Source organism: Niabella yanshanensis (genome assembly GCF_034424215.1).
GTDB classification, from domain to species: domain Bacteria; phylum Bacteroidota; class Bacteroidia; order Chitinophagales; family Chitinophagaceae; genus Niabella; species Niabella yanshanensis.
Genome location: NZ_CP139960.1, coordinates 1599138 through 1621802 on the forward strand (window position 1 = coordinate 1599138; position 22665 = coordinate 1621802).

Here is a 22665-nt window from a genome sequence, read left to right on the forward strand (position 1 = left end):
TGTGGAGGCGACCGGGATCAAACCGGTATCCAAACTTTTTCAGCTAACCGGCTTCCCTTCTCACTACTCACCATTCACTCCTCATTCGCCATTCTCCACCCTATATCCTACTAGCTACTCGTCAAACCCTACTCGCTCGTCTCACTGCCCATACCCGTACTCTTTCAGATGCAGATCATTGTCTCTCCATTTAGGCTTTACTTTTACAAACAACTCCAAAAATACTTTTCTGCCCAAAAATGCTTCGATATCCAATCTTGCCGAAGTTCCCAGCTTTTTGATCATCGTTCCTTTCTCGCCGATCAGGATCATTTTCTGCGTTTCACGATGTACTATGATATCTGCTACAATTTTAGTAAGCGTTTCTTTTTCTTTAAACTCCCGTATTAAAACGGCAGTATGATACGGAATTTCATCATGTGCCTGTTCATATATCTTCTCCCGGATTAGTTCACTTACAAAGAATTTCTCGGGCAGATCGCTGATACTATCGTCTTCGTAAAAAGGTTGCCCCTCAGGCAATAGCTCCAATATGGGCTGCAGGAATTTTTTGTAATTAATACCTGTTAAGGCCGATATTGCCACTGTCTTTTTTACATAAGACTTTGACGAAAAATAAGCTTCGGCTTCTGTTATACGCTCCTTATTGGTTCGATCAACTTTATTCAATACCAATACGGCCGGCACTCTTAATTTTAAGGCGCTGAAAATAGCATCACATTCATCCCAGTTGTCATTAATATCAACGATCAGCAATGCCACATCTGCATCTTCCAGGGCCCCCTTAACAGATTGCATCATTTTTTCGTGCAACTTGTATTCAGGCTTGATAATGCCTGGTGTATCGCTGAAAATGATCTGGTAATCTTTCTCATTAAGAATGGCTTTAATGCGATGCCGCGTGGTTTGTACCTTATGCGATACAATTGCCAGCTTCTCGCCCATGAGCGCATTGAGCAAAGTGCTTTTACCCGCATTGGGCCTTCCGAATATATTTACAAAACCTGATTTCATATTATATCACGCTCCAAAGGAGTTCTTCGTACAAAGAACGCCAAGATTAAAAATACAATTCGCTCTCTACCAACAAACGATGACATTTATCCTTTTGCACAAGAATGCGACGCAATATTGATGATCCTTATTTATTGTTGGCGCAAAAATACAAACCCTTACTTCAACAAAAAAGCCGTTCACATTAAAGCGAACGGCTTTCTTTTTTAGTTGCGAGACTAGGGATCGAACCTAGGACCTTCGGGTTATGAGCCCGACGAGCTACCGCTGCTCTATCTCGCACTGCAAATGTACGAGATATTTTTGACATAGCAAACGGTTTCCCAAATAAATTTTATTTAGCTGGTGTAATCGTGATATTTCTGAACTCGATCGGGCCATGATCGCCCTGGAAATAAAGCGGTCCGGGTTCACCCTCATTACTATCCAAAGCACCACCTGTTATACCCGGAATTTCCTGGTTGCTGATCACAGTTTTACCATTTGCAACAATCGTAACCATTCTTCCTATTAAAGTAATATCATAACTCTGCCACTCGCCAGGGCCTTTCGAGTTGATCTCACTTGGCGCTAAAAAGCCATAAACACCACTGTATAATACATTAGAAGGGTGTTCGCTTTTATCGTTGTCTAATATCTGCACTTCATACCGGCCACGCAGGTATACACCGCTATTGCTTCCTTTCTGATACCTGAACTCTACATGCAGCTTAAAATCTTCAAACTTCTGATCAGAGATCAGGTTGGCTCCTGATTTAGGACTGGACAAGATGCCGTCTTTTACTATCCATTGATTCGCAGCTCCTACAGCCTTCCATCCCGTAAGGTCTTTACCGTTGAATAATTTTACCGGCGTTCCCCAAACAGGCGCTTTTTCTCTTTTTAAATAAGGCGCCCTTACGCCCGTCCAGCTGTATTTTTTCCCATCAGGATACACCATCGTGCCTTTCAGGCTTCCACCGCTCAACTCACCTTCTACCACCAGGTCGTTATCCTCTGCCTGCCATTGGGGGGGTATGGCGAAAGAAAATTTACCATTTTCCAATTTTACTTTTGAAACAGGGCGCGCACTGCCGTCGTCGCCAACAAAATATCCTACCAGGGTTTTCATACCTGATAGCTTTACTTCCAGCCACGATGGCTTGGCTTTACCATCTTTATCAAGGGTTATATCCCATCGGCCAATTAAATCGTCTGCATTCATAGCCCAAACATTTAATGAAACTAAACCGGCAATAGCAAAAGCAACAACTTTTTTAAACATAAAAAAGGTTTAAGTTTTTTGAATCAATATATTTTTAGAGATGTGAATATAACAATAGTATCTTTATTAACCGGGAACAGCAGGAAAAAACTGGCAGATAAGGTTAATTCTGTTTCAGCCTCCGCCTCCTTTGTTTCGTGGCAAACAGAAAGTAATGAAAGAAAAAACTTATCAATTCTCTTATACGGTTGTAGAAGACAGTTCAGCTCTGGAGCAAAATGACGCTAACCTTTTAGAGGAGGCCCGCGCATTGACGTCTGTAGCTTATGCACCTTATTCCAGGTTTCATGTAGCCAGTGTAGCCCAATTGGCAAACGGGCAAATAGTAAAAGGTACCAACCAGGAAAATGCTTCTTTTCCTGTAGGTATTTGTGCAGAACGCAGCTTGCTGGCAGCTATAGGCACTTTATATCCTAACGAGATTATTGAAACCATGGCCATTACTTACCAGCCCCAGGAGGGAGAAAGTAACCGCCCCATCTCTCCCTGCGGCATGTGCAGGCAATCATTGGTGGAATATGAGAACAGGGTAAAACATCCTATCCGCCTGGTATTAGCCGGCTCGGAGGGTCCTGTTTATATTATTGAAACGGCAAAAGATCTGCTGCCCTTCGCATTCAGCGAAGGTGATCTGAAGTAGTATGTCTTAGTCTTTTCTTTGAGGACTAACAGCCCTGGCATCAGTTACGTTTTTTGTAAAATCTTCGATCACTATCTTACGGCCATCGCAGTTGTAGCCCTCCCCAGGTGGCATGGTATTACAGGCAGCACAAACAATATTCATAAAATATATTTCCTCCCCCTTGTAAATCCCTTTGGCTAAATAGTAACAAGGACCCATGGTCGGAATTTCGGTACAGGTGATCTGGTCTTTAAACTTAGCAATCATTTTGGCATCGCAGTCCGACTCTACTTTATTATCAGATTTGGAGCAAGCAACTAAAAAGATGGCAATTAAAAGTACAACGGTCGTTCTCATATATTATAGTTTGTATAAGGTACAACGCGGATTGATATACAAGCGCAACACTTTTTGAAAAAAAATCAATACTCTTTTTCTATCTCCACCCCTATTCGCCCCTGGAAGCTGGTAATAGGCATTTGCAGTTTGTACAGGCTCATCTTCAACTTCACCAATTCAGGAAACCGGCTTTTTATCTTTTCTGCCAGCTGGGAAAGAAAGGTTTCTAGCAATTCACGGGGATCAAGCATTTCTGCTTTAGCCAGCTCGTAAATTATCGCATAATTAATCGTTTGGTCTATTTCGGTTATAACGGGTTCGGTCGAAAAAAACGAAGCCGAAATATTCAGTTCAAACTCATTCCCCAATTTCTTTTCTTCTTCATACAAACCATGATGGGCAAAGAATTGTAATTTCTCCAGGTGTAAAGTAATCAACATTGTAATTGTTTAAGATTATTGCCATACCTAAATTATAAAAAGTTCCCGGTTGGGAACTTTTTAATTATCATTCTATATTATTCCAAATTATAGACCCTTCTCGCCCAAATATCTTTCTGCATCCAAAGCAGCCATACAACCACTACCCGCGGCAGTTACTGCCTGGCGATAGATCTTATCCTGCACATCGCCTGCTGCAAATACCCCCTCGATGTTGGTCTTGGAGGTACCCGGAATTGTTTGAATGTAGCCCGTTTCGTCCATATCCAAAAAGCCCTTAAAGATATCCGAGTTAGGCTGGTGACCAATAGCCACGAAGAACCCACCTACCGGTATCTCGCTCACTTCCTGGGTTTGATTATTGCGTACTTTTACTGCATTCACTGTCTTCTCTCCTAATATCTCTTCCGTTTCGGTATTGAAGTGAATTTTGATATTAGGTGTGTTCAATACACGCTCCTGCATTACTTTGCTGGCGCGCATTTCATCTTTACGGATCAGCATGTGCACGTTGGTACATAATTTAGAAAGATATAAAGCCTCTTCTGCTGCTGTATCTCCGGCACCTACTATCGCTACATCTCTTCCTTTAAAGAAGAAACCATCACAAACCGCACAGGCACTTACCCCAAAGCCGTTGTATTTCTCTTCACTAGGTAAGCCCAACCATTTGGCCGAAGCCCCGGTAGAAATGATAACAGCATCTGCTTCTATCAGCTTCTCCTCATCAATCCATACTTTATGCGGGTGACCCGAAAAATCGACCTTGGTAGCTAATCCATAGCGGATATCAGCACCCATGCGCTTTGCCTGTTTTTCAAAATCTATCATCATCTCCGGCCCCTGTACACCTTCTGCGTAGCCGGGGTAATTTTCTACTTCTGTAGTGATCGTTAACTGACCACCGGGCTGAATCCCCTGGTATAAAACCGGTTTCAGGTTAGCACGTGCCGCATAAATAGCCGCTGTGTACCCCGCCGGTCCCGAACCTATAATTAAACAATGCACTCTTTCTATACTCTCGTCTGCCATATATTTTTTGATTTGAATAAATACAAAAATAGAAGGAAAAGGTTTAGTATGGGCTATAGGGGCTCAAATTGATGCCCTATCGTTAACATCCGGTGTATAAGTTTTTTACGGGTGATTTTTTAATGCTCCTGAGATGTCTTCCAATAGCTTATCGTAGCCTTTGCGGTCGGTAAAAACAGATGGGTTGTAAGCATCGCCTTCTTTTCGTTTGGAATGCAGCTGAAACTGGCTGGCGTGAGCAGCTACCCAAAGCTCAAACTGCAGCTCTTGCATAGCCTGAAGGGTGTATGCGTAATCTTCACGAATACGGGGATAGGCAGGAATCTTCGAAAAAGGTTTATCAGTGATAATGCTGGGTATATTTGCAATCAACACCTTATACAGCCGCTTTCCGTCAGCAACATCGAGTAAAAAACTGCAGGAACCTTCGGTATGCCCAGGGTGATGCAGCAAGGTAAGCCGGGTATTGCCCAACCGGATCACATCTTTATCTTTTAGCAATTTATCCGGGATAACCGGTTGAAAGCTCATCCCCAAATGCCCCATTTCATAATCATTGGCGCCCCCGGCCTTACACACTTCAGCATCTGCTGCATCTACATAAAATTGAGCGCCAGTTTGTTTTTTAATAGCTGCCATTGCACCCAGGTGGTCGTAATGCGCCTGGTTGGTCAGTAATATTTTGATATCAGAAAATTTAAAGCCAAGCGTTTCAATGTTCTTCTTAATAAGACCGGCTGAGCTGGACAAACCCGTGTTGATCAGTATATTTCCCTTATTGGTAACAATAAGATAAGAAGCCAGGTCATAAGTACCCACATAGTACAGGTTGCCCGCAATTCTAAAGGGCTTATAAGGTTTCGCCCACTCCGGGTTGCCTGCAGGCTCATTCACTTTTTGAGACCAAGCAGATACTGAAACACACAATAACGCGCATACAATTGCTAATAGTAATATTCTTTTCATAGTATCAAATAATCTTTATAATATATCGCTGATGCGAACTTATAAAAAAACGCGCTTTCGCCCGTTTCAAAAATGCTAACCGCAAAGAAGAACAGGACGCAGAGGATACGCAGAGATTTAATCTCATTCCTAAAACTAATGTCGGGGATTTATAATACCCAAACTCTGCGTGCGCTATCTCCGCTTCTCCGGTTCTCAGCGCCTGCCCGACTGATTACACCGTTCAGGCGGGGTTAATCTATACATCAATCTTTATAATTCATTCCCAGGTTATACATCGTAAACGCCCATATATCCGCAGCTTCTTCAATTACCTTACTGGTAGGCTTACCCGCGCCATGTCCTGCATTCGTTTCAATACGGATCAACACCGGGTTTTCTCCTTTATGATATTCCTGTAACCTGGCTGCGTACTTGAAAGAGTGCGCGGGTACTACACGATCATCATGATCACCGGTAGTAACAATGGTAGCCGGATAAGATACGCCTTTCTTTAAATTATGATACGGAGAGTATTTATACAAATAAGGGAAATACTGGGCAGAGTCTGCATTGCCATACTCTACCGCCCAGCCCCAGCCTACCGTAAATTTATGATAACGCAACATATCTAACACTCCTACCTGCGGAATAGCCACTTTAAACAGGTCAGGACGTTGGGTCATTACAGCACCGACCAGCAATCCACCATTACTACCGCCCCGTACCGCTATCTTACTGCTGTTGGTGTATTTGTTTTTTACCAGGTATTCAGCAGCGCCAATAAAGTCATCAAACACATTTTGTTTTTTCAATAGCATACCCGCTTTATGCCATTCTTCGCCATATTCGTTACCACCCCTCAGGTTTACCACTACATAAATACCGCCCTGCTCTACAAAGAAAGCATTGCTTACACTAAAACCGGGCGTCATTGGTATATTGAAGCCTCCATAGCCATATAATAAAACAGGGTTATTGCCATCTTTCTTCAACCCTTTTTTGTATGTCAAAAACATCGGCACTTTAGTACCATCCTTACTGGTAAAGAAAATCTGTTCGGTTACAATATCAGCGGTGCTCATATTGATCTCAGTTGTTTTGTACAACTCCGATTTACCGCTTGCTATATCGTACTTATAAATAGACGGAGGTGTAGCGAAGGAAGAATAGCTATAATAAAATTCTTTATCTTCTTTCTCAGCGCCAAATCCTCCTGCAGAGCCAATTCCAGGCAATTTAATCTCCCTGATCTGCTTGCCGCTGTAATCATACTGATACACCCTGCTGGAAGCGTCTTTCAGGTAGTTGGTAAACAGGTTCCCACCGCCGGTACCTACACCCAGCAACACTTCTTTCTGCTCCGGTATAATGGTTTTCCAGTTTTCACGGGCAGGATTTTTAGGATCCACTACCACTACCCTGAAATTGGGCGATTGATAATTGGTTTTAACCAACAGTTTATCGCCATCATTATCTACCACGTCCGATTCGGTGTCAAAACCTTTTACCAGCAAGCTAAAGCCTGTTTGAGCCGGATCTTTCAGGTCGCGGAACCAAAGTTCGCCGCCACTCGTGCCTTCAGAAATGCTCAGAATTAAAAAACGCTCGTCTTCTGTCAATCCACAGCCGAAATAACGTTTAGGATGCTCTTTATCTTCGTAAACCAGTTGATCTTCCGACTGCGCCGTACCCATTTTATGATAATACACTTTCTGAAACTCGTTGGCCTTACTCAGTTTCGATTTTTCATCGGGCTTATCATAGGCACTGTAATAAAAACCCTCTTCTCCTTTCCAGGCAGCGCCGCCGAACTTGGTCCATTCAATTTTATCGCTCAGCAGTTTTTTGCTTTCTACGTCCATTAAAAATATCTCGGTCCAGTCGCTACCGGCTTTCGACAGGGAATATGCCAGTAGTTTACCCGATTTGCTAAAAGACAATCCGCTTAATGCCACAATACCTTCTTTACTCAGGGTATTAGGATCCAGGAATACTTCAGGTTCAGCCTTCAGGTCTTTCGTACGATATAAAACCGACTGGTTCTGCAACCCGCTGTTTTTATAATAATAATACCAATCTCCTTTTTTAAAAGGGGCTCCCGATTTGGGATAGTTCCATAACTTTTCCAACCTGGCTTCTATTTTATCCCTGAAAGGGATTTTAGAAAGATAAGCGTCGGTTACTTTATTCTGCTCTACTACCCATTTTTTGGTAGCATCGGCATTATCATCCTCCAGCCAGCGATAAGGGTCTTCTACTTTTGTTCCGAAATAGTCATCTGTAACTGTTTTCTTTTCAGTAACAGGGTACTGAATCTGTGCCTGCATTTCCATCGTTGTAAATATCGCAATAAGCGGTAAAAGCTGCTTCATATGCATTTGTTTAAAATATGTTCAAAAATATCTATTTAAAATTTATTTCTTTTACCGGTCATCAAAAATCAAATTCCCTTAAAGTGTTTTCTACACACAACGGGATTTTTAATATATTTGAAGCTTACAATTATAAAAACCAATATGCAACAAAGTATTTTAATTCTTGCTGCGGGAGGTCCCGCTCCCGGCATTAACAGTGTTATTAGCTCCGTATCCAAGATCTTTTTAAAAAGCGGATACAAAGTAATTGGCCTGCACGATGGTTATAAAAACCTTTTTACCGGAAAAGCATCTACTGTAGATATAGATTTTGAACTGGCTGACAGCGTGTTGACAAGAGGTGGTTCTGTATTAAGAATGAGCCGCTACAAACCTAAAAACGAAGAGTTTACACAGGATTTCTTTGTAAACAACAATGTAAAGTTGCTGGTTACCATTGGTGGTGACGATACTGCATCTACAGCCAACCGGATTTCCCTGTTTTTAACCGAGAACAAATTTCCTATTCAGAATATACATGTTCCTAAAACAATTGACAACGATTTACCACTGCCCGATAACCAACCAACCTTTGGCTACCAGAGCGCTACCGAGGAAGGTGTAAGAATTACCAAAACCGTTTATGAAGATGCTAAAACATCGGCTAACTGGTTTGTAGTATCTGCAATGGGTCGTGAAGCCGGTCACCTGGCCTTCAGCATTGGCAGCTCTTGTCATTTACCTATGATCGTAATGCCGGAAATGTTTACCAAAGCTACTTTGAACTTTGAGAACATTACCAAACTGATCGTTTCAGCTATTCTGAAAAGAAAGATCTTAGGCATTAACTATGGCGTGGCTATTGTAAGTGAAGGTATTTTCCATTTTATGAGCGATGAGGTGATCAAAGAATCAGGCGTTCAGTTTACTTATGATGCGCATGGTCACCCTGAATTAGGTAACGTAAGTAAAGCTCATATCTACAACGTTTTACTGCAAAACAAGTTAAAAGAGCTGGGGCTGGATATTAAATGTCGTCCTGTAGAGTTAGGCTACGAGCTGCGTTGCTTACCTCCGGCTGCGTTCGATCTGCAATATTGCACCATGCTGGGAACCGGTGTTAAAAAACTATTTGACCAGGGATTGACCGGTTGCGTAGTAACCGTGAACAATAAAGGTGAAGTAAATCCGTTGTTCCTTAAAGATGTAACGGGTGAAAACGGTAAAGTAAAAACAAGGCTGGTAAATATTGAAGATGCTAAGACCAAAATGGTGTTGGAAGATAATCTTCAGTATTTAACAGCAGAAGATGTTGAAGCGGCGAAGCAATTCGTAAGCAATCCTGAAGAGTTTGTATTTTCAACCATCTTAAACTGGAATTAATTAAAATGTTGATATAAGAGCTGCAAGGTTTGCGGCTCTTATGCTTTTAGAACGGTAGTTTAAAGCCCGGTTATATCAAAAAGATAAACAAACAACCACTCAAAAATATTATGGCTAAAAAATTAGCAACTACAAAAAAAACAGCTACAAAAAAGATTGCAAAGCCCGACCAGACCTTTGCAAGAACTAAAATTGTAGCAACCGTAGGCCCTGCTTGTAACACATACGACAAATTATTAGCGCTGGTACATGCAGGTGTAAATGTATTCAGGCTCAACTTCTCTCATGGTGCCCATGAAGAAAAGAAAGATATCATTGAATACATCCGCGAGATCAACCGCGTAGAAGGCACACATGTGGCTATATTAGGCGACTTACAAGGGCCTAAATTACGTGTAGGAGAAATTGAGGGTGGCGGCATGCCGGTAAGCCCTGGCGATAAATTTATTTTTACCAGCCAGAAGATCATCGGTAATAAAGAAAAGCTGTACATCCATTATCCTAACTTTCATACAGATGTGAAAGTAGGTAACAAGATCATGATCGACGACGGAAAGCTGGAAGTGGTAGTAAAAAAGATACTGCCTAATAATGATGTACAGGTAGAAGTATTATTGGGTGGTTTTATCTCTTCCAAAAAAGGGGTTAACCTTCCTGACACCAAGATATCCTTACCTGCTTTAACGCCTAAGGACCTGGCCGATCTTGACTTTATCATTCAGCAGGAACTGGACTGGGTTGCATTGAGCTTTGTACGCCAGACAGAAGATATTAAGAAGCTGAGAAAGATACTGGATAAGAAGAAGAGCCGCAGCAAGATCATTGCTAAAATAGAAATGCCTGAAGCGATTCCTAATATCCGCGACATCATTAATGCGTCGGATGCGATTATGATTGCACGTGGCGACCTGGGTGTTGAGCTTCCGGTTGAAAAAGTACCTTTGATCCAGAAAAATATCATTAAAAAATGTATTCACCGTGCGAAGCCTGTAATTGTGGCTACGCAGATGATGGAAAGCATGATAGACCGTACCAAGCCCAACCGCAGCGAAATTACGGATGTGGCCAACGCGGTATTGGAAGGTGCTGACGCGGTGATGCTGAGCGGGGAGACCGCTACTGGTTTACACCCAACATTGGTGGTAGAAACCATGCGTAAGATCATTGTAGAGATTGAGCGTACGGAGTATAACTACGACCTGGATGAGGTATTGCAGCCTCAGCCGCACTCCCCTACCCTTACCAGCGATGCGGTATGTTATAATGCCTGCCACCTCGCAAAGGATGTAGCGGCTAATGCCCTTATAGGTATGACACAGAGCGGCTATACCGGCTTTATGCTCAGCAGCTATCGCCCTAAAGTGCCTTTATACGTATTCACCAAGCACCCCGGCCTTATTAACCAGATGAGCCTGGCATGGGGCGTACGCAGCTTCTTATACGATGATGATGAGCGTAGCCTGGATACCATCTTCTCCGAGCAGATCGAAATTTTAAAAACCAATGGTTATTTAAAGAAAGGAGATATTGCGGTAAGTACCGGTAGTACGCCTGTACATTTAAAAATACCTACTAATACGATTAAGATCACTAAGATCGAACAATAATTGATTAGGTTTAGATAATTGAAACGCCGCCTGCGAGGGTGGCGTTTTTTATAACTGATGGGTTTGCCACGAATACACGAATGCTTCTTGCCTGTAAGAGCAAACGGGTATATATGAATCTATAATCGCTCGTAAAATTCGTCTTACTAATACCGGAGTATTTATTCGTGCATTAGTGGCAAAAAAACTTTTGGCCTTTGTTGGTGTTTTTTCACCAACAGCAAATAGCATTCCATAGGAACAGGTATAGAACGACATCTCAATAACTAGCTATCCCGTCCCACCCTTCAGTTGTCAATCAAAAAGACACAACAACGGCAGTGCGTTGAACAGCAGAGGGAGAAGATAAATCTATAAGAATTCTATATCAGAACCCCATTTGAAATCCCGCAGTAATAAGCTCATTCCAGCTAAAAATCTATCAACTTCTTCACCAACAAATGTACTAACCTGCCCCAACATTCTTTCACCCCATTATTCTGCCATTTCATCACATTTCATAATAGGAGCATGATACAAAGAATCACCTTTGTAAAAATCAGTTATTGTATTAAAACATAGCGTATGCCCAATGTTCGCCACAAGATTACTCTTAAAGCTCTCTTGATTAAAAAGCTTATAGCAGCTTGCATCTTCCTGTTTTGGAATGTGCCCAGTTTTGCTCAGTCAACGGCAGACAGCTCAATTGGTAATAATGCATTTGTAAGCTGGGCCCACAAACATGCTTATCCTTTGCAGGCGAGCGATAAAGCTACGGATGATAAAGACCTGTACCCTATAAAGCAAATGATTGGCGATGCCCGTGTGGTGGCTTTGGGAGAACCGGCCCATGGCTTTCACGAGCCACTTGCTTTTAGAAACCGGCTCTTCAAATTTTTAGTGCAGCATTGCGGCTTTACCACCATTGCCATTGAGGGCGACCTGGCCCAATCGCGGCTTGCAGCAGATTATATTGCGGGCGGCAGAGGAACGGCCAAAGATGCAGCGGCGGCATTAAGTATTGGCGAGCCTGCAGCTGAAAATATAGAACTGCTGAACTGGATGCGGCAATACAACGCCGATAGCGCCCATACCATAAAGCTCAGGTTCTATGGTATGGATATACAGATGATCGGCTTCCCGGGAGGTACCACCCCTAACCATGCTGCGCTGGACCATGTACTGACTTACCTTCAAAATGTTGATGAGGGTGCGGCCCGTCGGGCCAACGTTGAACTGGCCTTCTATTTAACGCAGATGTCTGTGGCGAAGTATCCGGCACTTTCTTTAAAGGACCAGAATGTCCTTACCATAATACTGGAAAATATACTAGCCCTGCTGGAACGCCAGCGAATGGTTTTTATTAACAGGAGTTCCAAAGACGCTTATCAATGGGCGCACCGTAACGCCATTGCCGCATTGCAGCGGGACCGGATGATGCGCGTGATACCGCCGGATCAACCAGGTAAAATACCGCCCAACGCATGGAAAGCCATGAACGCACGCGATGCTGCTATGGCCGATAATATTAATTGGATACTTCATAACGGGGCTAATGGTGGAAAGGTATTGGTGTTTGCACATAATGCCCACGTAAAAAATGCGCCCACCACCGGTGGCGTATGGGATGCATTTGCACAGCCACCCAACAGTGCAGGCGAATACCTGAGGTCCATATTAGGCAACAATTTTTTTATCATAGGATCCAGCATTGCTCCGGAAACGACTACACTGCAGGCAAATAGTCTCGACAAAGCACTATTACAGGTAAACCGGCCGCGGTATATACTGGATTTGAGGGCGGCTGCACCTTCTCCGGAAGTTGCTCACTGGCTTTCGTTAAACCGGCCTATGCAGGCCAATAAAGTGAGCTTTTTTATGCTGCCCGTTAGTACGGCGTTTGATGCGTTACTATTTTTGGATAAAGATGATGGGAAGTGATAGCGTAATCCTATCAAGATTGTTGCCGTATGGCCGCTGTTGGTGTTTTTCACCAACAGCAAATATATACAACAACTGATTAGGGGCGGAATAGATCAATTAATTAAAACACGCATGCTCCAGTTGTTGGTCAAAAAGACACAACAACGGCGAGGCACCAACCTGCCTTTGTCATTTTCGTCACTGTTGGTATTTTTAAACAACGGCAATATATTATTTAACAATAGCTGATACAAAAACACACACCCAACAATTAACTATCCGGCCGCCCTTCAGTTGTTGGTCAAAAGACACAACAACGGCAAGGCGCCAACCTGCCTTTGTCATTTTCGTCACTGTTGGTATTTTTCACCAACAGCAATATATTATTTAACAATAGCTGATTCAGAAATACTGCCTCAACATTCAGCTATGCTGCCGCGCTTCAGTTGTTGGTCAAAAAAAAACAACAATGGCAGCGAACGGATTTTGCTTCAACAACGCCTTCTTCCGTGTCCTTCGGCCGCTGTTGGTGTTTCTCACCAACAGCAAAATACCATCATTTCAGTCTGCATGATGCGATAAAAAGCCCCAGTTATCCACTCCCGTTCTATAAAACTGTGCTGATGAATATAAATACTCTTCCGGATACTTACATAAGCCGGCGCGAACCGGATTGAAATGTATGTAGTCGAGTTTTTGCTGAAAAAAAATGTGACTTCTCAATTCAATACTTAAAGGATTACGCTCCCAAAACTGATACATCCTATCGGCTGCTCCTACAAAAAACGCTTGCAACATTTCCGGGTCGTGTTGTTGCATATGATATTTTATCTGCTGTGCTGTATACTTTAAAAAGTCTCTTTGTACATGGGTAGGATGAATAAGCGGCTGCATCTGCCATATAAGGTGTAGGTGATTGGGCATTATAACGAATGCATACAGCTTTATCCTTTTATTTTCGACGAGAAAGCGGAGACTACTTATTACTATTTCTTTATTCGCTACTGTTTTCAATAATGGCTTCCACTCCAAATTTGTAGCTGTAAAAAATTGTGGGTATTCAGTGATTAGCGCAACCATGATATGAATATCTGATACCTAAAAATAAGCAAAATCGACCGTAAAAATTTGTTGGTGAAAAACACCAACAACGGCATCAATTTTCTTTTAAGAGATACTTGCTGCCGTCGTAGCCATCTTTATGAAAATAACACTTTTTCTCTTTTTTGATTCCAGCGACAAATGCTCTTATTCCATATAGGAATAGAAGAATACCAATTATACAATAGATAATTAGCTCAATCATATCTGAAAACGGTTGACACTATGTATCCTTTAACCAATTTAATCAATGTCTATTTGTTACACTACTTTAAAAATATCAATAATTTCAGGATCCTGGTATAACGAATCACTATTATAAATGGTAGCGATATAATTTCGATCTTGCTGATCTTTAAAAGTTATAATATCCAGAAATTCTTTTATATCTGAACTTCTTGCGGGCAATTGAACATCATCCTTACGTTCTATATGGTCAATCTTTCCTGCTTCAATCAGCGCCACTATTTCGGGATACCTGTCCCTATCAAAAGCTATATATTGCACTTGCTGTAGACTATTGACCGAATCAATACCAAACTGGTTATCGCTAATAATTCCTTGAATAACTTGTCTGTCATATATCGACATATAATTTGCATCCTCCAACATCTTATCCTTTTTGATCCTATTGTCAGGCACTATTTTTATTTTTCATCGATAGCAAGCAGCTTCTATTGCCTTGCGAAAAGAAGCAACAACGGCAACTCTCTAAATACTTGCTACGTAAAAATCATTCAATCAACCTTATATCGGTCGCATAAGCAAGCAGGTTACTGCACGCCAGATACTTCTTACTATTTTTATCTAATATATAATATCCACAACTTTTTTCCATTTTTCTTCTAGGCATATCTACCAACTGCATAGTTAGTTCGCAATAAAAATACAGAACTGAATCCTTCACCTCCTTTTTTGAGTAATGTCATAAAACGAAATGATCATTTTATTGCCTTGACTGCTGACATCTCTTAAACACGTATATCCAAGGTCATTAACCATATCCTGAACAAAAAATGATTGGCAATTTAGCGACTCTAAAATTTGTTGGTGAAAAACCACCAACAAAGGCATCAAAAATCGCCGTCTTTAACTATAAATAAAGAAGAATTCATGCCTAGATGTAAATTGCAGAATCCAGATGATAGCCTTCATCTATATTTCTGTATGCATAAACATTAGGAAAGTTGATTACAAATTCTTTGGTTACAGCATCAATATTTTCTTTAGCGTCATACAAAGAAATCGTGATTCCCCTTTCATCATCGGCAAAACTCTTTAGTGACATTAATTTTGGTAAATTGTCCAAAGGTTGCCAAATGCAAGTATCTCTTCCTATCATAGGATACAATTTTATACGTTCTATATCCATCATATGTTAATGAAACATGGAAACCAGACATTAAGCCTCGCTCCTTTAGTCAAAAAGACACAACAACGGCAGCACACGGATTTTACTTCATTAACACTTTCTTCCCCGTCCTGGCCGACTCTTTTGCCGCCGCAAGGATCTTTACCACAATTATGTTATTTGTTAATGAAGACAGATCGTCAGCAGCTGCAATTTCTTTGCGTAATAAGGCGGTGACATAAGCCAGGTAACTTTGATAAGGCGCCTGCGGTGACGTAACTTCATTGATCTCGTAACCTGTTTTATTGGTTTTGGTACGCAGCGCTTTATTATTTACGGCCTGCAGGTAACCGGTTTTGCCAAACACTTCCCAGTCCTTAATGCTGTAAGGCCAGTTCCAGGAGGCTTCTATAATTCCTGTAGCATTGGGATATTCCAGGATGATCGTAGCATCATCATCTACTTTAGGATAAATGGCGGGCTTAATTTGGTGGGTAACGGCAAAGACTGAAACCGGCATTTGGTTATTCATCAGCCAGGTAAATAAATTGGCGCCATAACAACCAAAATCATTTAAAGCACCGGCACCGTTTTTCACAGGGTCGGTCAGCCAGTCGAGAAAGAAACGGCTACAGCCAATTTCTTCGGGTCCTTCATGCCCGTCGTGCGCTACCATTTTTACTACATCTCCAATACGGCCTTCTTTTACTCTTCTATAAATTTCCTGGTTGGTGCCATACCAGGTGGTTTCGTAATTAGTAAGTACCTTTGTATTATACTTCTTTGCCAGCATTGCTATTTCTTCTGCATGCTTTACGGAGGTCGCCAAAGGCTTCTCTACCATTACATCGATTTTCAATGGTGCGCAAACCCTTACTACATCAATATGCTCACTAATGGCATTAAAGGCCATTACTACTTCGGGCCTCTTCCTTTGAAGCAGCACTTTCAGGTCATCATAAAACAAACTATCCGGGATGCCTGCCGATTTTTTAAACTTATTTACAAGTTCTTTATTGGGCTCCGCAATCCCTACCAGGTTAATTTCTTTCTTCTTGTAATGATCCATGATCAGGTTCACATGATCGTGGCTCAACCCCGCCAAGGCAATGGCAAGTGGGCGCTTATCCTGGGCATTGACTCCAAGCGTGCAAGCGAGACAGATAAGTATTAGATAAATCGTTTTCATGAATAATTACTTATTGAATAATGGCTTTCTCAAAAATATGATTTTTTCAATGCTTATCTTTAGTAACCAAACCCATCAGCATGAAACCTGTCTTCTTTATCGCATTTTTATTCTTCTCGATCAGTAGCATAGTTGCGCAACCCACGCAAAAGCCACTGCTGCATGGCAAAAACTGGATGGCTATAACAGGCAAGCCTTTGGCTGCCACAGCGGGTGCTGCAATTTTTCAAAAAGGTGGCAATGCCGTAGATGCGGCCTGTGCGATGCTCGCCGCTACCTGTACGATGTGGGATGTACTGAGCTGGGGCGGCGAAACACAGGCGCTTATTTATAATCCCAAAACCAAAAAGGTAATTGCTATTAATGCGATGGGCGTAGCGCCAACGGGCGCTACTGTTGATTTCTTTAAAAAGAAAGGATACTCATTCCCACCAGAATATGGTCCGCTGGCCGCTACCACACCCGGCACGCCGGGTGGTATCTGCCTGATGCTGGCCAACTACGGTACCAAAAGCTTGAAAGAAGTGCTGGAACCTGCCATGCAGCTGGCTGCTGGTTATCCCATAGAAGCACAGACCGCCAATAGTATTGAACGTAATAAAACCCGGATCAAAGAATGGCCCTACAGCCGCAAAACATTTTTAACACGTCCCGGCGAAAAGCGTGAAGCTCCCGAAGCGGGCGAGATCTTCATTCAAAAAGACCTGTTGACTACGCTTAATAAAATGGTGGAAGCCGAACAACAAGCCCTGCAGCAAAAGAAAGGCCGTAAAGACGCTATTATGGCGGCTTACGATCGCTTTTACAAAGGAGATATTGCCCAGGAGTTTGTAAGAGGCTGCCAGGAACAGGGGGGCTTAATTACTCTACAGGATCTGGCCAACTGGAAGCCGATAGAAGAGGAAGCACTACAAACTAATTACAAAGGCATTGACGTATATAAAATGCAATCCTGGACACAGGGGCCTTCCCTGTTGCAAGCCCTGAACATACTGGAAAACTTTGATCTGAAAAAGATGGGCTACAACAGCAGCCAGTATATCCATACGGTGTACCAGGCCATGAACCTGAGTTTTGCCGACAGAGACTTTTATTATGGCGATCCGTATATGCCACCCGTTGAACCCATTAAAGGACTGCTGAGTAAAGACTATGCAAAACAACGTGCTGCATTAATAAATCCAAATCAAAATGACCCGGCCATGGGTCCGGGAGACCCCTACCCTTTCGAAAACAAAACCAATACCTACCTGGAGTTGCTTAAAAAAAGAAGCTTCAGCACCGATAGTTCCGACCGTCAATTTATGCCCACGCACGATATAAGAACCGGTAATTCATTTAATACTTCAACTGATGAATTATACCAGGACCGGCTCTGGCGGGGCACTACCAGCGTAGAAGCGGCGGATAAAGATGGTTGGGTGGTATCCATTACACCGAGCGGCGGCTGGCTACCGGCCTGTATTGCCGGCAACACGGGTGTCGGCATGAGCCAGCGTATGCAAAGCTTTGTTTTAGACGAGATCATCAATCCTTTTAATGTGGTGGCACCTGGCAAAAGACCAAGGGTAACCTTAACACCTTCATTGGCATTGAAAGGCGGCAAACCGTTTCTATCTTTTGCAGTGCAGGGTGGCGATACACAAGAACAAAACTTATTGCAATTCTTTTTAAATATGGTAGAATTTGATATGACGGTGCAGCAAGCTACCGAAGCTGCTAACTTCAACAGCAACCAGCTATGGCTATCATTGGGCGGGACGAAGATGGAAGATCGCAAACCACGCACGGGCAGCATCTTATTAAACGATAATACTAAAGAAGCTACCCGCAGCGAATTAAAGAAAATGGGCTATACGCTTAGCTTCGACGACCGAACCAGTGGCCCCATCAACGCTATCTACTTCGATTGGAAACATGGCAGCCTATGGGGCGGATCGAGCAACCATGGAGAAGACTATGGAATTGGGTGGTAAAGTTAAACTTGTCCGGAGTCCTCTTTTGGGAGACTCTGGACAAAAAGAAAGCATTCCGACAACCAACTCAGCGTCCTTACGAGACGCTGCATAAGTTGTCCGGAGTCCTCATCATGGAGACTCCGGACGAAAAGAAAAAAAGAAACGCTCCGGGTTAACCCGAAGCGTTCGTATAAAAATTACCGTTTAAAAGCTATAATTCCTTAATCTTAATATTCCTGAACCATACATTATTGCCATGATCCTGTAAACCAATGCGGCCTACTTTATAAGTGCCGAAATCAGCGGCATTTCTAAACTTGCTGCCAGCGATCAGGGTCCGCCAGTTATCATTCCAAAGCTGGGTATCGATAATATGTACGCCGTTCAAATGCACATCCAGCTTGCCATTCACGCAGCGGATCAGGTAAGTGTTCCATTCCAACGGAGGATGCTCAGCATGGCTTTTTGCAGGTATCAGATCGTATAAATCCCCCGCCTGATGCTTAAATATCTTACCATCGGGATGACCTTCATTATCCACTATCTGGATCTCAGGTGCTGTGCTCCACATCCATTCGTAACGGGCTCTGTCTTCATGACTATAAATACAAATACCGCTGTTACCATTCTTGTCAATCTTCCAATCAATCTGCAATTCAAAATTGCCATACTCTTTATCGGAAACAATATCACCCCCTGTTTTGGGCTCACCGTCCTTATTGGTATCAAGAAACAGTGCACCGTTTGCTGTTTTCCACGCGGTTCCTATTGACTTAGATCCATACGCATGCCACCCATCGGTTGATGTACCGTCGAATAACAACTTCCAGCCTGCCGCCTTTTCTTTTACCGTTAAAACATTTGCTGCAACCTCTGCAACAGGCGCGGGTTTTACCGGCTCGGGGTTAGGCTGCGGAGCCGGTGGGGTTGGCTTGGGAGCCGGCGTGGTAGTTGGCGGCGGATTTTTTGTAGGCTTGGGCGTACAGGAGTAAACAGCAAACGCCGAAGCAGCCACAAAGGCTAATGATGCAAATTTCTTCATATAGATTTCTTAATTAATAAACGCAACGATCAATGCCTGTTGTTAACACAGACAATCTCTCCATCCCAACAAATAGCAAACAACTATTTCTTTAATAAAAGAATATAGGCTACCATATCCTTGGCTTCCTGTTCGGTAACATTAGGATGCGGCGTCATTGGCACTTCACCCCAAACGCCGGAGCCACCTTCAATCACTTTCTTAGCCAGCTTGCTGATAGTAGCTTCATCTGCTCCTGCATATTTATTCGCTACCTCGCGATAACCTGGTCCTGTCAGCTTTTCATCGATTTTATGGCAGGTAGGACATTGATATTTACCCGTCAATTCAAGCCCCTTTTGATAAACGGGATTGGAAGAAAGGTCAGATAATGAAGTCGTTTCAGAAGTTGAGGGTGTGGCAGCCGTACCTTCACCGCCTTTCTTTTCGGCATCACCTCCACCGCAGGCAGCAATTACAGATAAAATAGATAACGAGAGTATAATTTTTTTCATGTGTATATTTTTATTGATTTTAGTCACATGTAATTCTGCATAAAAATTTTCGTCGTTTTCCTTAAAATTACTTGAAAATTTTTATGCCTTATTTCATATAATATTTTTGTAGCTAAAATATTAATTATTGTCCAAGCCCAACACTTTTTTATTAAAATCAGTGTTGGCTGCAGTAGCAGCAAAGTCGTCAAAAGCCTTGTCTGTAACTCTTATAATATGTTTCTTAATAAATTCGGCTCCTTCAGTGGCGCCGTCTTCAGGGTGCTTTAAGCAACACTCCCACTCCATCACAGCCCATCCTTTGTAGTCATATTCTGCCAGCTTGGAGAATATAGTTTTAAAATCTACCTGGCCATCACCCGGACTACGGTATCTTCCTGCCCTTTTCAGCCAGCTTTGATAACCACCAAATGTGCCTTGCTTACCAGTAGCATTGAACTCAGCATCTTTCACATGGAAAGCGCGGATACGCTCATGGTAAAAATCTATATACTGGATATAGTCAAGGCATTGCAACACAAAATGCGAAGGATCGTATAACAAACAGGCCCGGCTATGATTATTTACTTTTTCGAGGAACATTTCATAAGTCTCTCCGTCAAAAAGATCTTCTCCGGGGTGAATTTCATAACATACATCTACGCCACACTCGTCAAAATAATTTAAGATGGGTGTCCAGCGCTTTGCCAGTTCGGTAAATCCTTCATCTACCAAACCTGCTGGTCTTTGAGGCCATGGATGGAAGGTATGCCAAAGCAAAGAGCCACTGAAAGTAGCATGTGCATTCAGCCCAAGATTCTGAGAGGCTTTTGCCGCATATTTTAATTGTTGCACCGCCCATTCTGTTCTGGCTTTGGAATTGCCGCGTACTTCCTGTGGCGCAAAACCATCAAAAAGATCGTCGTAAGCAGGATGTACAGCTACCAGCTGCCCTTGTAAATGCGTAGACAACTCGGTGATCTGCAGCCCGCAAGACAGTGCCAATCCCGCCATTTCATCGGCATAGGTCTTACTTTCTGCCGCTAACTTTAAATCAAAAATATTAGGATCGCCTGTTGGAATCTGCACGCCCACAAATCCTTTTTCTGCCGCCCAGAGGCAAATGGACTCAAAATTATTAAATGGCGGTTTGTCGCCTAAAAACTGCGCAAGAAATATGCCGGGACCTTTAAGAGTTGTCATGCAATGCGTTTTTGAATTAAGGGATAAATCTATAAAATTATTCCGATTAACAGACGGGAAAAAATATTTTTAAGAAGTTAAAGGATCAAAAAGAGACTGCGCTCTTGAAACGATAACAATAAGCACCAGGTCTGTCAGAGGAGCCCATACAAAAAAGCCCGGTTCTATTAATAAGAATCGGGCGTCTGGCACCTGATAGTACCGGAAAATATTTCTCTACTAATTTATTTAGAGTACCTGGTTTTTCAACAGGTCTTCAAACACATCTCTTTTGCGTATCAAACGAGATTCCCCGTTTTCTACCAACACCTCTGCAGGTTTAAAGCGTGAGTTATAATTGCTCGACATTTCGAAACCATAGGCGCCTGCATTATAAAACACCAACAAGTCGCCTTCGCGTACTTCAGGCAAAGGGCGCGACCAGGCAAATGTGTCCGTTTCACATATATTACCGGTTATTGTATATTCTTTAACCGTTCCATCGGGATTGGTTAAATTTTGTATGCGATGGTAGGCATCATAAAACATAGGTCGTATCAAATGATTAAAGCCGCTATTGACACCGGCAAAAGTAGTAGCAGAGGTTTCCTTTAATACATTTACCTGCGTAATAAAATAACCGCTCTCACTTACCAGGAACTTACCGGGTTCAAACCATATCTGCAAGTCTTTTGTCAGCTCGTTTGATTCAAAAGTGTGCAACACCTTCTCAGCCAGCTCCTCTACGTTAATAAAAGGATCCTCTTCTTTATAAGCCACTTTAAAACCACCACCCAGATCGATCGACTTTAAATGAGGGAAATGAGGAATGATATCAAACAGCACTTCGATTCCTTTTACAAAAACCTCAGGGTCTTTGATATCGCTTCCTGTATGAATATGCAGGTTAGTGATCTGAATCTGATTCTTTTTAACCACACTTACCAATTCCTCCAGCTGATCTACAGGGATACCGAATTTACTTTTATCATGCCCGGTAGATATCTTAAGATTTCCACCTGCCATGATATTAGGTCTGAGACGAACACCTACCGGATAGCTGCTGCCAAATTTCTCTCCGAATTTTTTGAGATTAGAAAGGCTGTCGATATTAATAATCACGCCCAGCGATTGTGCCTCTTCAATTTCGGCAAAAGCAATACCATTACTGGTGTACAATATGTTCTGCGGTTCAAAACCCGCATACAAAGCCAGTTTCACTTCGTTGATCGAGCTACAGTCCACATTGCAGCCCTCTGCCTTCAACACCTTCAGAATATTAATATTGGTGAGCGACTTACAGGCATAAAAAAATCGCACTTTATCATTTTGAAACGCAGTGGTGAGTCTTCTGTATTGTGTTACAATCTTATCTGCATTGTATACATATAACGGAGTACCGTATTCGTTTGCTATTTCGTTTAGTTGCTCGGGGCTCAGTTCATTTCCCATAATACCAGGTAT

General features: G+C 42.5%; 20 protein-coding genes and 1 tRNA gene. 5 read left to right on the forward strand and 16 right to left on the reverse strand.

What is annotated here, in order from left to right; genetic code table 11:
• Positions 1 to 141: 141 nt before the first annotated feature.
• The 3 genes from era to U0035_RS06210 form a co-directional block, all read right to left on the reverse strand.
• On the reverse strand, positions 142 to 1014 hold the full coding sequence (era, locus tag U0035_RS06200) for a GTPase Era (RefSeq protein ID WP_114789154.1): 873 nt from the start codon (positions 1012 to 1014) through the stop codon (positions 142 to 144).
• Between the two features lie 210 nt (positions 1015 to 1224).
• Positions 1225 to 1296, reverse strand: a tRNA-Met gene (locus U0035_RS06205).
• Between the two features lie 52 nt (positions 1297 to 1348).
• Entirely contained in the window at positions 1349 to 2278 is a 930-nt protein-coding gene (locus U0035_RS06210) for a 3-keto-disaccharide hydrolase (RefSeq protein ID WP_114789155.1), read from the reverse strand.
• Between the two features lie 154 nt (positions 2279 to 2432).
• On the opposite strand from U0035_RS06210, the gene U0035_RS06215 reads away from it, so the two are divergent.
• On the forward strand, positions 2433 to 2918 hold the full coding sequence (locus U0035_RS06215) for a cytidine deaminase (RefSeq protein WP_114789156.1): 486 nt from the start codon (positions 2433 to 2435) through the stop codon (positions 2916 to 2918).
• A gap of 6 nt (positions 2919 to 2924) precedes the next feature.
• Here the strand turns inward: U0035_RS06215 and U0035_RS06220 are convergent, their stop codons facing one another.
• From U0035_RS06220 to U0035_RS06240, 5 genes are all read right to left on the reverse strand, one after another.
• On the reverse strand, positions 2925 to 3257 hold the full coding sequence (locus tag U0035_RS06220) for a hypothetical protein (protein ID WP_114789157.1): 333 nt from the start codon (positions 3255 to 3257) through the stop codon (positions 2925 to 2927).
• A gap of 65 nt (positions 3258 to 3322) precedes the next feature.
• Positions 3323 to 3679: a dihydroneopterin aldolase gene (folB, locus tag U0035_RS06225; protein WP_245957572.1), complete on the reverse strand. Its 357-nt coding sequence runs from the start codon at positions 3677 to 3679 to the stop codon at positions 3323 to 3325.
• An 87-nt stretch (positions 3680 to 3766) separates the two neighbouring features.
• Positions 3767 to 4711 (reverse strand): thioredoxin-disulfide reductase, encoded by a 945-nt coding sequence (trxB, locus tag U0035_RS06230; protein WP_114789159.1) that lies wholly within the window; start codon positions 4709 to 4711, stop codon positions 3767 to 3769.
• A 105-nt stretch (positions 4712 to 4816) separates the two neighbouring features.
• Positions 4817 to 5677: a subclass B3 metallo-beta-lactamase gene (gene bla, locus U0035_RS06235; protein WP_114789160.1), complete on the reverse strand. Its 861-nt coding sequence runs from the start codon at positions 5675 to 5677 to the stop codon at positions 4817 to 4819.
• Between the two features lie 245 nt (positions 5678 to 5922).
• Complete coding sequence (locus U0035_RS06240; protein WP_114789161.1) at positions 5923 to 8031, reverse strand: prolyl oligopeptidase family serine peptidase; 2109 nt, start codon at positions 8029 to 8031, stop codon at positions 5923 to 5925.
• Positions 8032 to 8175: 144 nt separating this feature from the next.
• On the opposite strand from U0035_RS06240, the gene U0035_RS06245 reads away from it, so the two are divergent.
• The 3 genes from U0035_RS06245 to U0035_RS06255 all read left to right on the forward strand — a co-directional run bounded on the left by U0035_RS06245 (position 8176) and on the right by U0035_RS06255 (position 12923).
• On the forward strand, positions 8176 to 9396 hold the full coding sequence (locus U0035_RS06245) for a 6-phosphofructokinase (RefSeq protein WP_114789162.1): 1221 nt from the start codon (positions 8176 to 8178) through the stop codon (positions 9394 to 9396).
• 110 nt (positions 9397 to 9506) lie between these two features.
• Positions 9507 to 11003 carry a pyruvate kinase gene (gene pyk / locus U0035_RS06250; protein WP_114789163.1) on the forward strand — a complete coding sequence of 499 codons (1497 nt, stop codon included), beginning with the start codon at positions 9507 to 9509 and terminating at the stop codon, positions 11001 to 11003.
• A gap of 603 nt (positions 11004 to 11606) precedes the next feature.
• Positions 11607 to 12923: an erythromycin esterase family protein gene (locus U0035_RS06255; protein WP_162817742.1), complete on the forward strand. Its 1317-nt coding sequence runs from the start codon at positions 11607 to 11609 to the stop codon at positions 12921 to 12923.
• Positions 12924 to 13466: 543 nt separating this feature from the next.
• On the opposite strand, the gene U0035_RS06260 is transcribed toward U0035_RS06255, so the two are convergent.
• From U0035_RS06260 to U0035_RS06275, 4 genes are all read right to left on the reverse strand, one after another.
• On the reverse strand, positions 13467 to 13985 hold the full coding sequence (locus U0035_RS06260) for an REP-associated tyrosine transposase (RefSeq protein WP_114789165.1): 519 nt from the start codon (positions 13983 to 13985) through the stop codon (positions 13467 to 13469).
• A 282-nt stretch (positions 13986 to 14267) separates the two neighbouring features.
• Entirely contained in the window at positions 14268 to 14618 is a 351-nt protein-coding gene (locus tag U0035_RS06265) for a hypothetical protein (RefSeq protein WP_114789166.1), read from the reverse strand.
• Positions 14619 to 15123: 505 nt separating this feature from the next.
• Positions 15124 to 15348, reverse strand: a complete 225-nt coding sequence (locus U0035_RS06270) for a hypothetical protein (RefSeq protein WP_114789167.1) — start codon at positions 15346 to 15348, stop codon at positions 15124 to 15126.
• Between the two features lie 112 nt (positions 15349 to 15460).
• A complete protein-coding gene (locus U0035_RS06275; protein WP_114789168.1) occupies positions 15461 to 16546 on the reverse strand; it encodes a Gfo/Idh/MocA family protein in 1086 nt (361 codons plus the stop codon).
• Between the two features lie 80 nt (positions 16547 to 16626).
• Between U0035_RS06275 and U0035_RS06280 the strand changes: the two genes are divergently transcribed.
• Positions 16627 to 18522 carry a gamma-glutamyltransferase family protein gene (locus U0035_RS06280; RefSeq protein WP_114789169.1) on the forward strand — a complete coding sequence of 632 codons (1896 nt, stop codon included), beginning with the start codon at positions 16627 to 16629 and terminating at the stop codon, positions 18520 to 18522.
• Between the two features lie 193 nt (positions 18523 to 18715).
• Here the strand turns inward: U0035_RS06280 and U0035_RS06285 are convergent, their stop codons facing one another.
• The 4 genes from U0035_RS06285 to lysA all read right to left on the reverse strand — a co-directional run bounded on the left by U0035_RS06285 (position 18716) and on the right by lysA (position 22653).
• The gene (locus U0035_RS06285) at positions 18716 to 19546 is read right to left on the reverse strand and encodes a 3-keto-disaccharide hydrolase (RefSeq protein WP_114789170.1); all 831 of its coding nucleotides are present in this window, start codon (positions 19544 to 19546) and stop codon (positions 18716 to 18718) included.
• An 83-nt stretch (positions 19547 to 19629) separates the two neighbouring features.
• Positions 19630 to 20040 (reverse strand): c-type cytochrome, encoded by a 411-nt coding sequence (locus tag U0035_RS06290; protein ID WP_114789171.1) that lies wholly within the window; start codon positions 20038 to 20040, stop codon positions 19630 to 19632.
• A gap of 120 nt (positions 20041 to 20160) precedes the next feature.
• On the reverse strand, positions 20161 to 21222 hold the full coding sequence (locus U0035_RS06295; protein WP_114789172.1) for a sugar phosphate isomerase/epimerase family protein: 1062 nt from the start codon (positions 21220 to 21222) through the stop codon (positions 20161 to 20163).
• Positions 21223 to 21450: 228 nt separating this feature from the next.
• The gene (gene lysA / locus U0035_RS06300) at positions 21451 to 22653 is read right to left on the reverse strand and encodes a diaminopimelate decarboxylase (RefSeq protein WP_114789173.1); all 1203 of its coding nucleotides are present in this window, start codon (positions 22651 to 22653) and stop codon (positions 21451 to 21453) included.
• Between the last annotated feature and the right edge of the window lie 12 nt (positions 22654 to 22665).

Excerpts from the sequence above, each read along its gene's own strand:
- era (WP_114789154.1), bottom strand. The coding sequence starts at position 1,014 with ATGAAATCAGGTTTTGTAAATATATTCGGAAGGCCCAATGCGGGTAAA.
- U0035_RS06210 (WP_114789155.1), bottom strand. The coding sequence starts at position 2,278 with ATGTTTAAAAAAGTTGTTGCTTTTGCTATTGCCGGTTTAGTTTCATTA.
- U0035_RS06215 (WP_114789156.1), top strand. The coding sequence starts at position 2,433 with ATGAAAGAAAAAACTTATCAATTCTCTTATACGGTTGTAGAAGACAGT.
- U0035_RS06220 (WP_114789157.1), bottom strand. The coding sequence starts at position 3,257 with ATGAGAACGACCGTTGTACTTTTAATTGCCATCTTTTTAGTTGCTTGC.
- folB (WP_245957572.1), bottom strand. The coding sequence starts at position 3,679 with ATGTTGATTACTTTACACCTGGAGAAATTACAATTCTTTGCCCATCAT.
- trxB (WP_114789159.1), bottom strand. The coding sequence starts at position 4,711 with ATGGCAGACGAGAGTATAGAAAGAGTGCATTGTTTAATTATAGGTTCG.
- bla (WP_114789160.1), bottom strand. The coding sequence starts at position 5,677 with ATGAAAAGAATATTACTATTAGCAATTGTATGCGCGTTATTGTGTGTT.
- U0035_RS06240 (WP_114789161.1), bottom strand. The coding sequence starts at position 8,031 with ATGAAGCAGCTTTTACCGCTTATTGCGATATTTACAACGATGGAAATG.
- U0035_RS06245 (WP_114789162.1), top strand. The coding sequence starts at position 8,176 with ATGCAACAAAGTATTTTAATTCTTGCTGCGGGAGGTCCCGCTCCCGGC.
- pyk (WP_114789163.1), top strand. The coding sequence starts at position 9,507 with ATGGCTAAAAAATTAGCAACTACAAAAAAAACAGCTACAAAAAAGATT.
- U0035_RS06260 (WP_114789165.1), bottom strand. The coding sequence starts at position 13,985 with ATGGTTGCGCTAATCACTGAATACCCACAATTTTTTACAGCTACAAAT.
- U0035_RS06265 (WP_114789166.1), bottom strand. The coding sequence starts at position 14,618 with ATGTTGGAGGATGCAAATTATATGTCGATATATGACAGACAAGTTATT.
- U0035_RS06270 (WP_114789167.1), bottom strand. The coding sequence starts at position 15,348 with ATGATAGGAAGAGATACTTGCATTTGGCAACCTTTGGACAATTTACCA.
- U0035_RS06275 (WP_114789168.1), bottom strand. The coding sequence starts at position 16,546 with ATGAAAACGATTTATCTAATACTTATCTGTCTCGCTTGCACGCTTGGA.
- U0035_RS06280 (WP_114789169.1), top strand. The coding sequence starts at position 16,627 with ATGAAACCTGTCTTCTTTATCGCATTTTTATTCTTCTCGATCAGTAGC.
- U0035_RS06285 (WP_114789170.1), bottom strand. The coding sequence starts at position 19,546 with ATGAAGAAATTTGCATCATTAGCCTTTGTGGCTGCTTCGGCGTTTGCT.
- U0035_RS06290 (WP_114789171.1), bottom strand. The coding sequence starts at position 20,040 with ATGAAAAAAATTATACTCTCGTTATCTATTTTATCTGTAATTGCTGCC.
- U0035_RS06295 (WP_114789172.1), bottom strand. The coding sequence starts at position 21,222 with ATGACAACTCTTAAAGGTCCCGGCATATTTCTTGCGCAGTTTTTAGGC.
- lysA (WP_114789173.1), bottom strand. The coding sequence starts at position 22,653 with ATGGGAAATGAACTGAGCCCCGAGCAACTAAACGAAATAGCAAACGAA.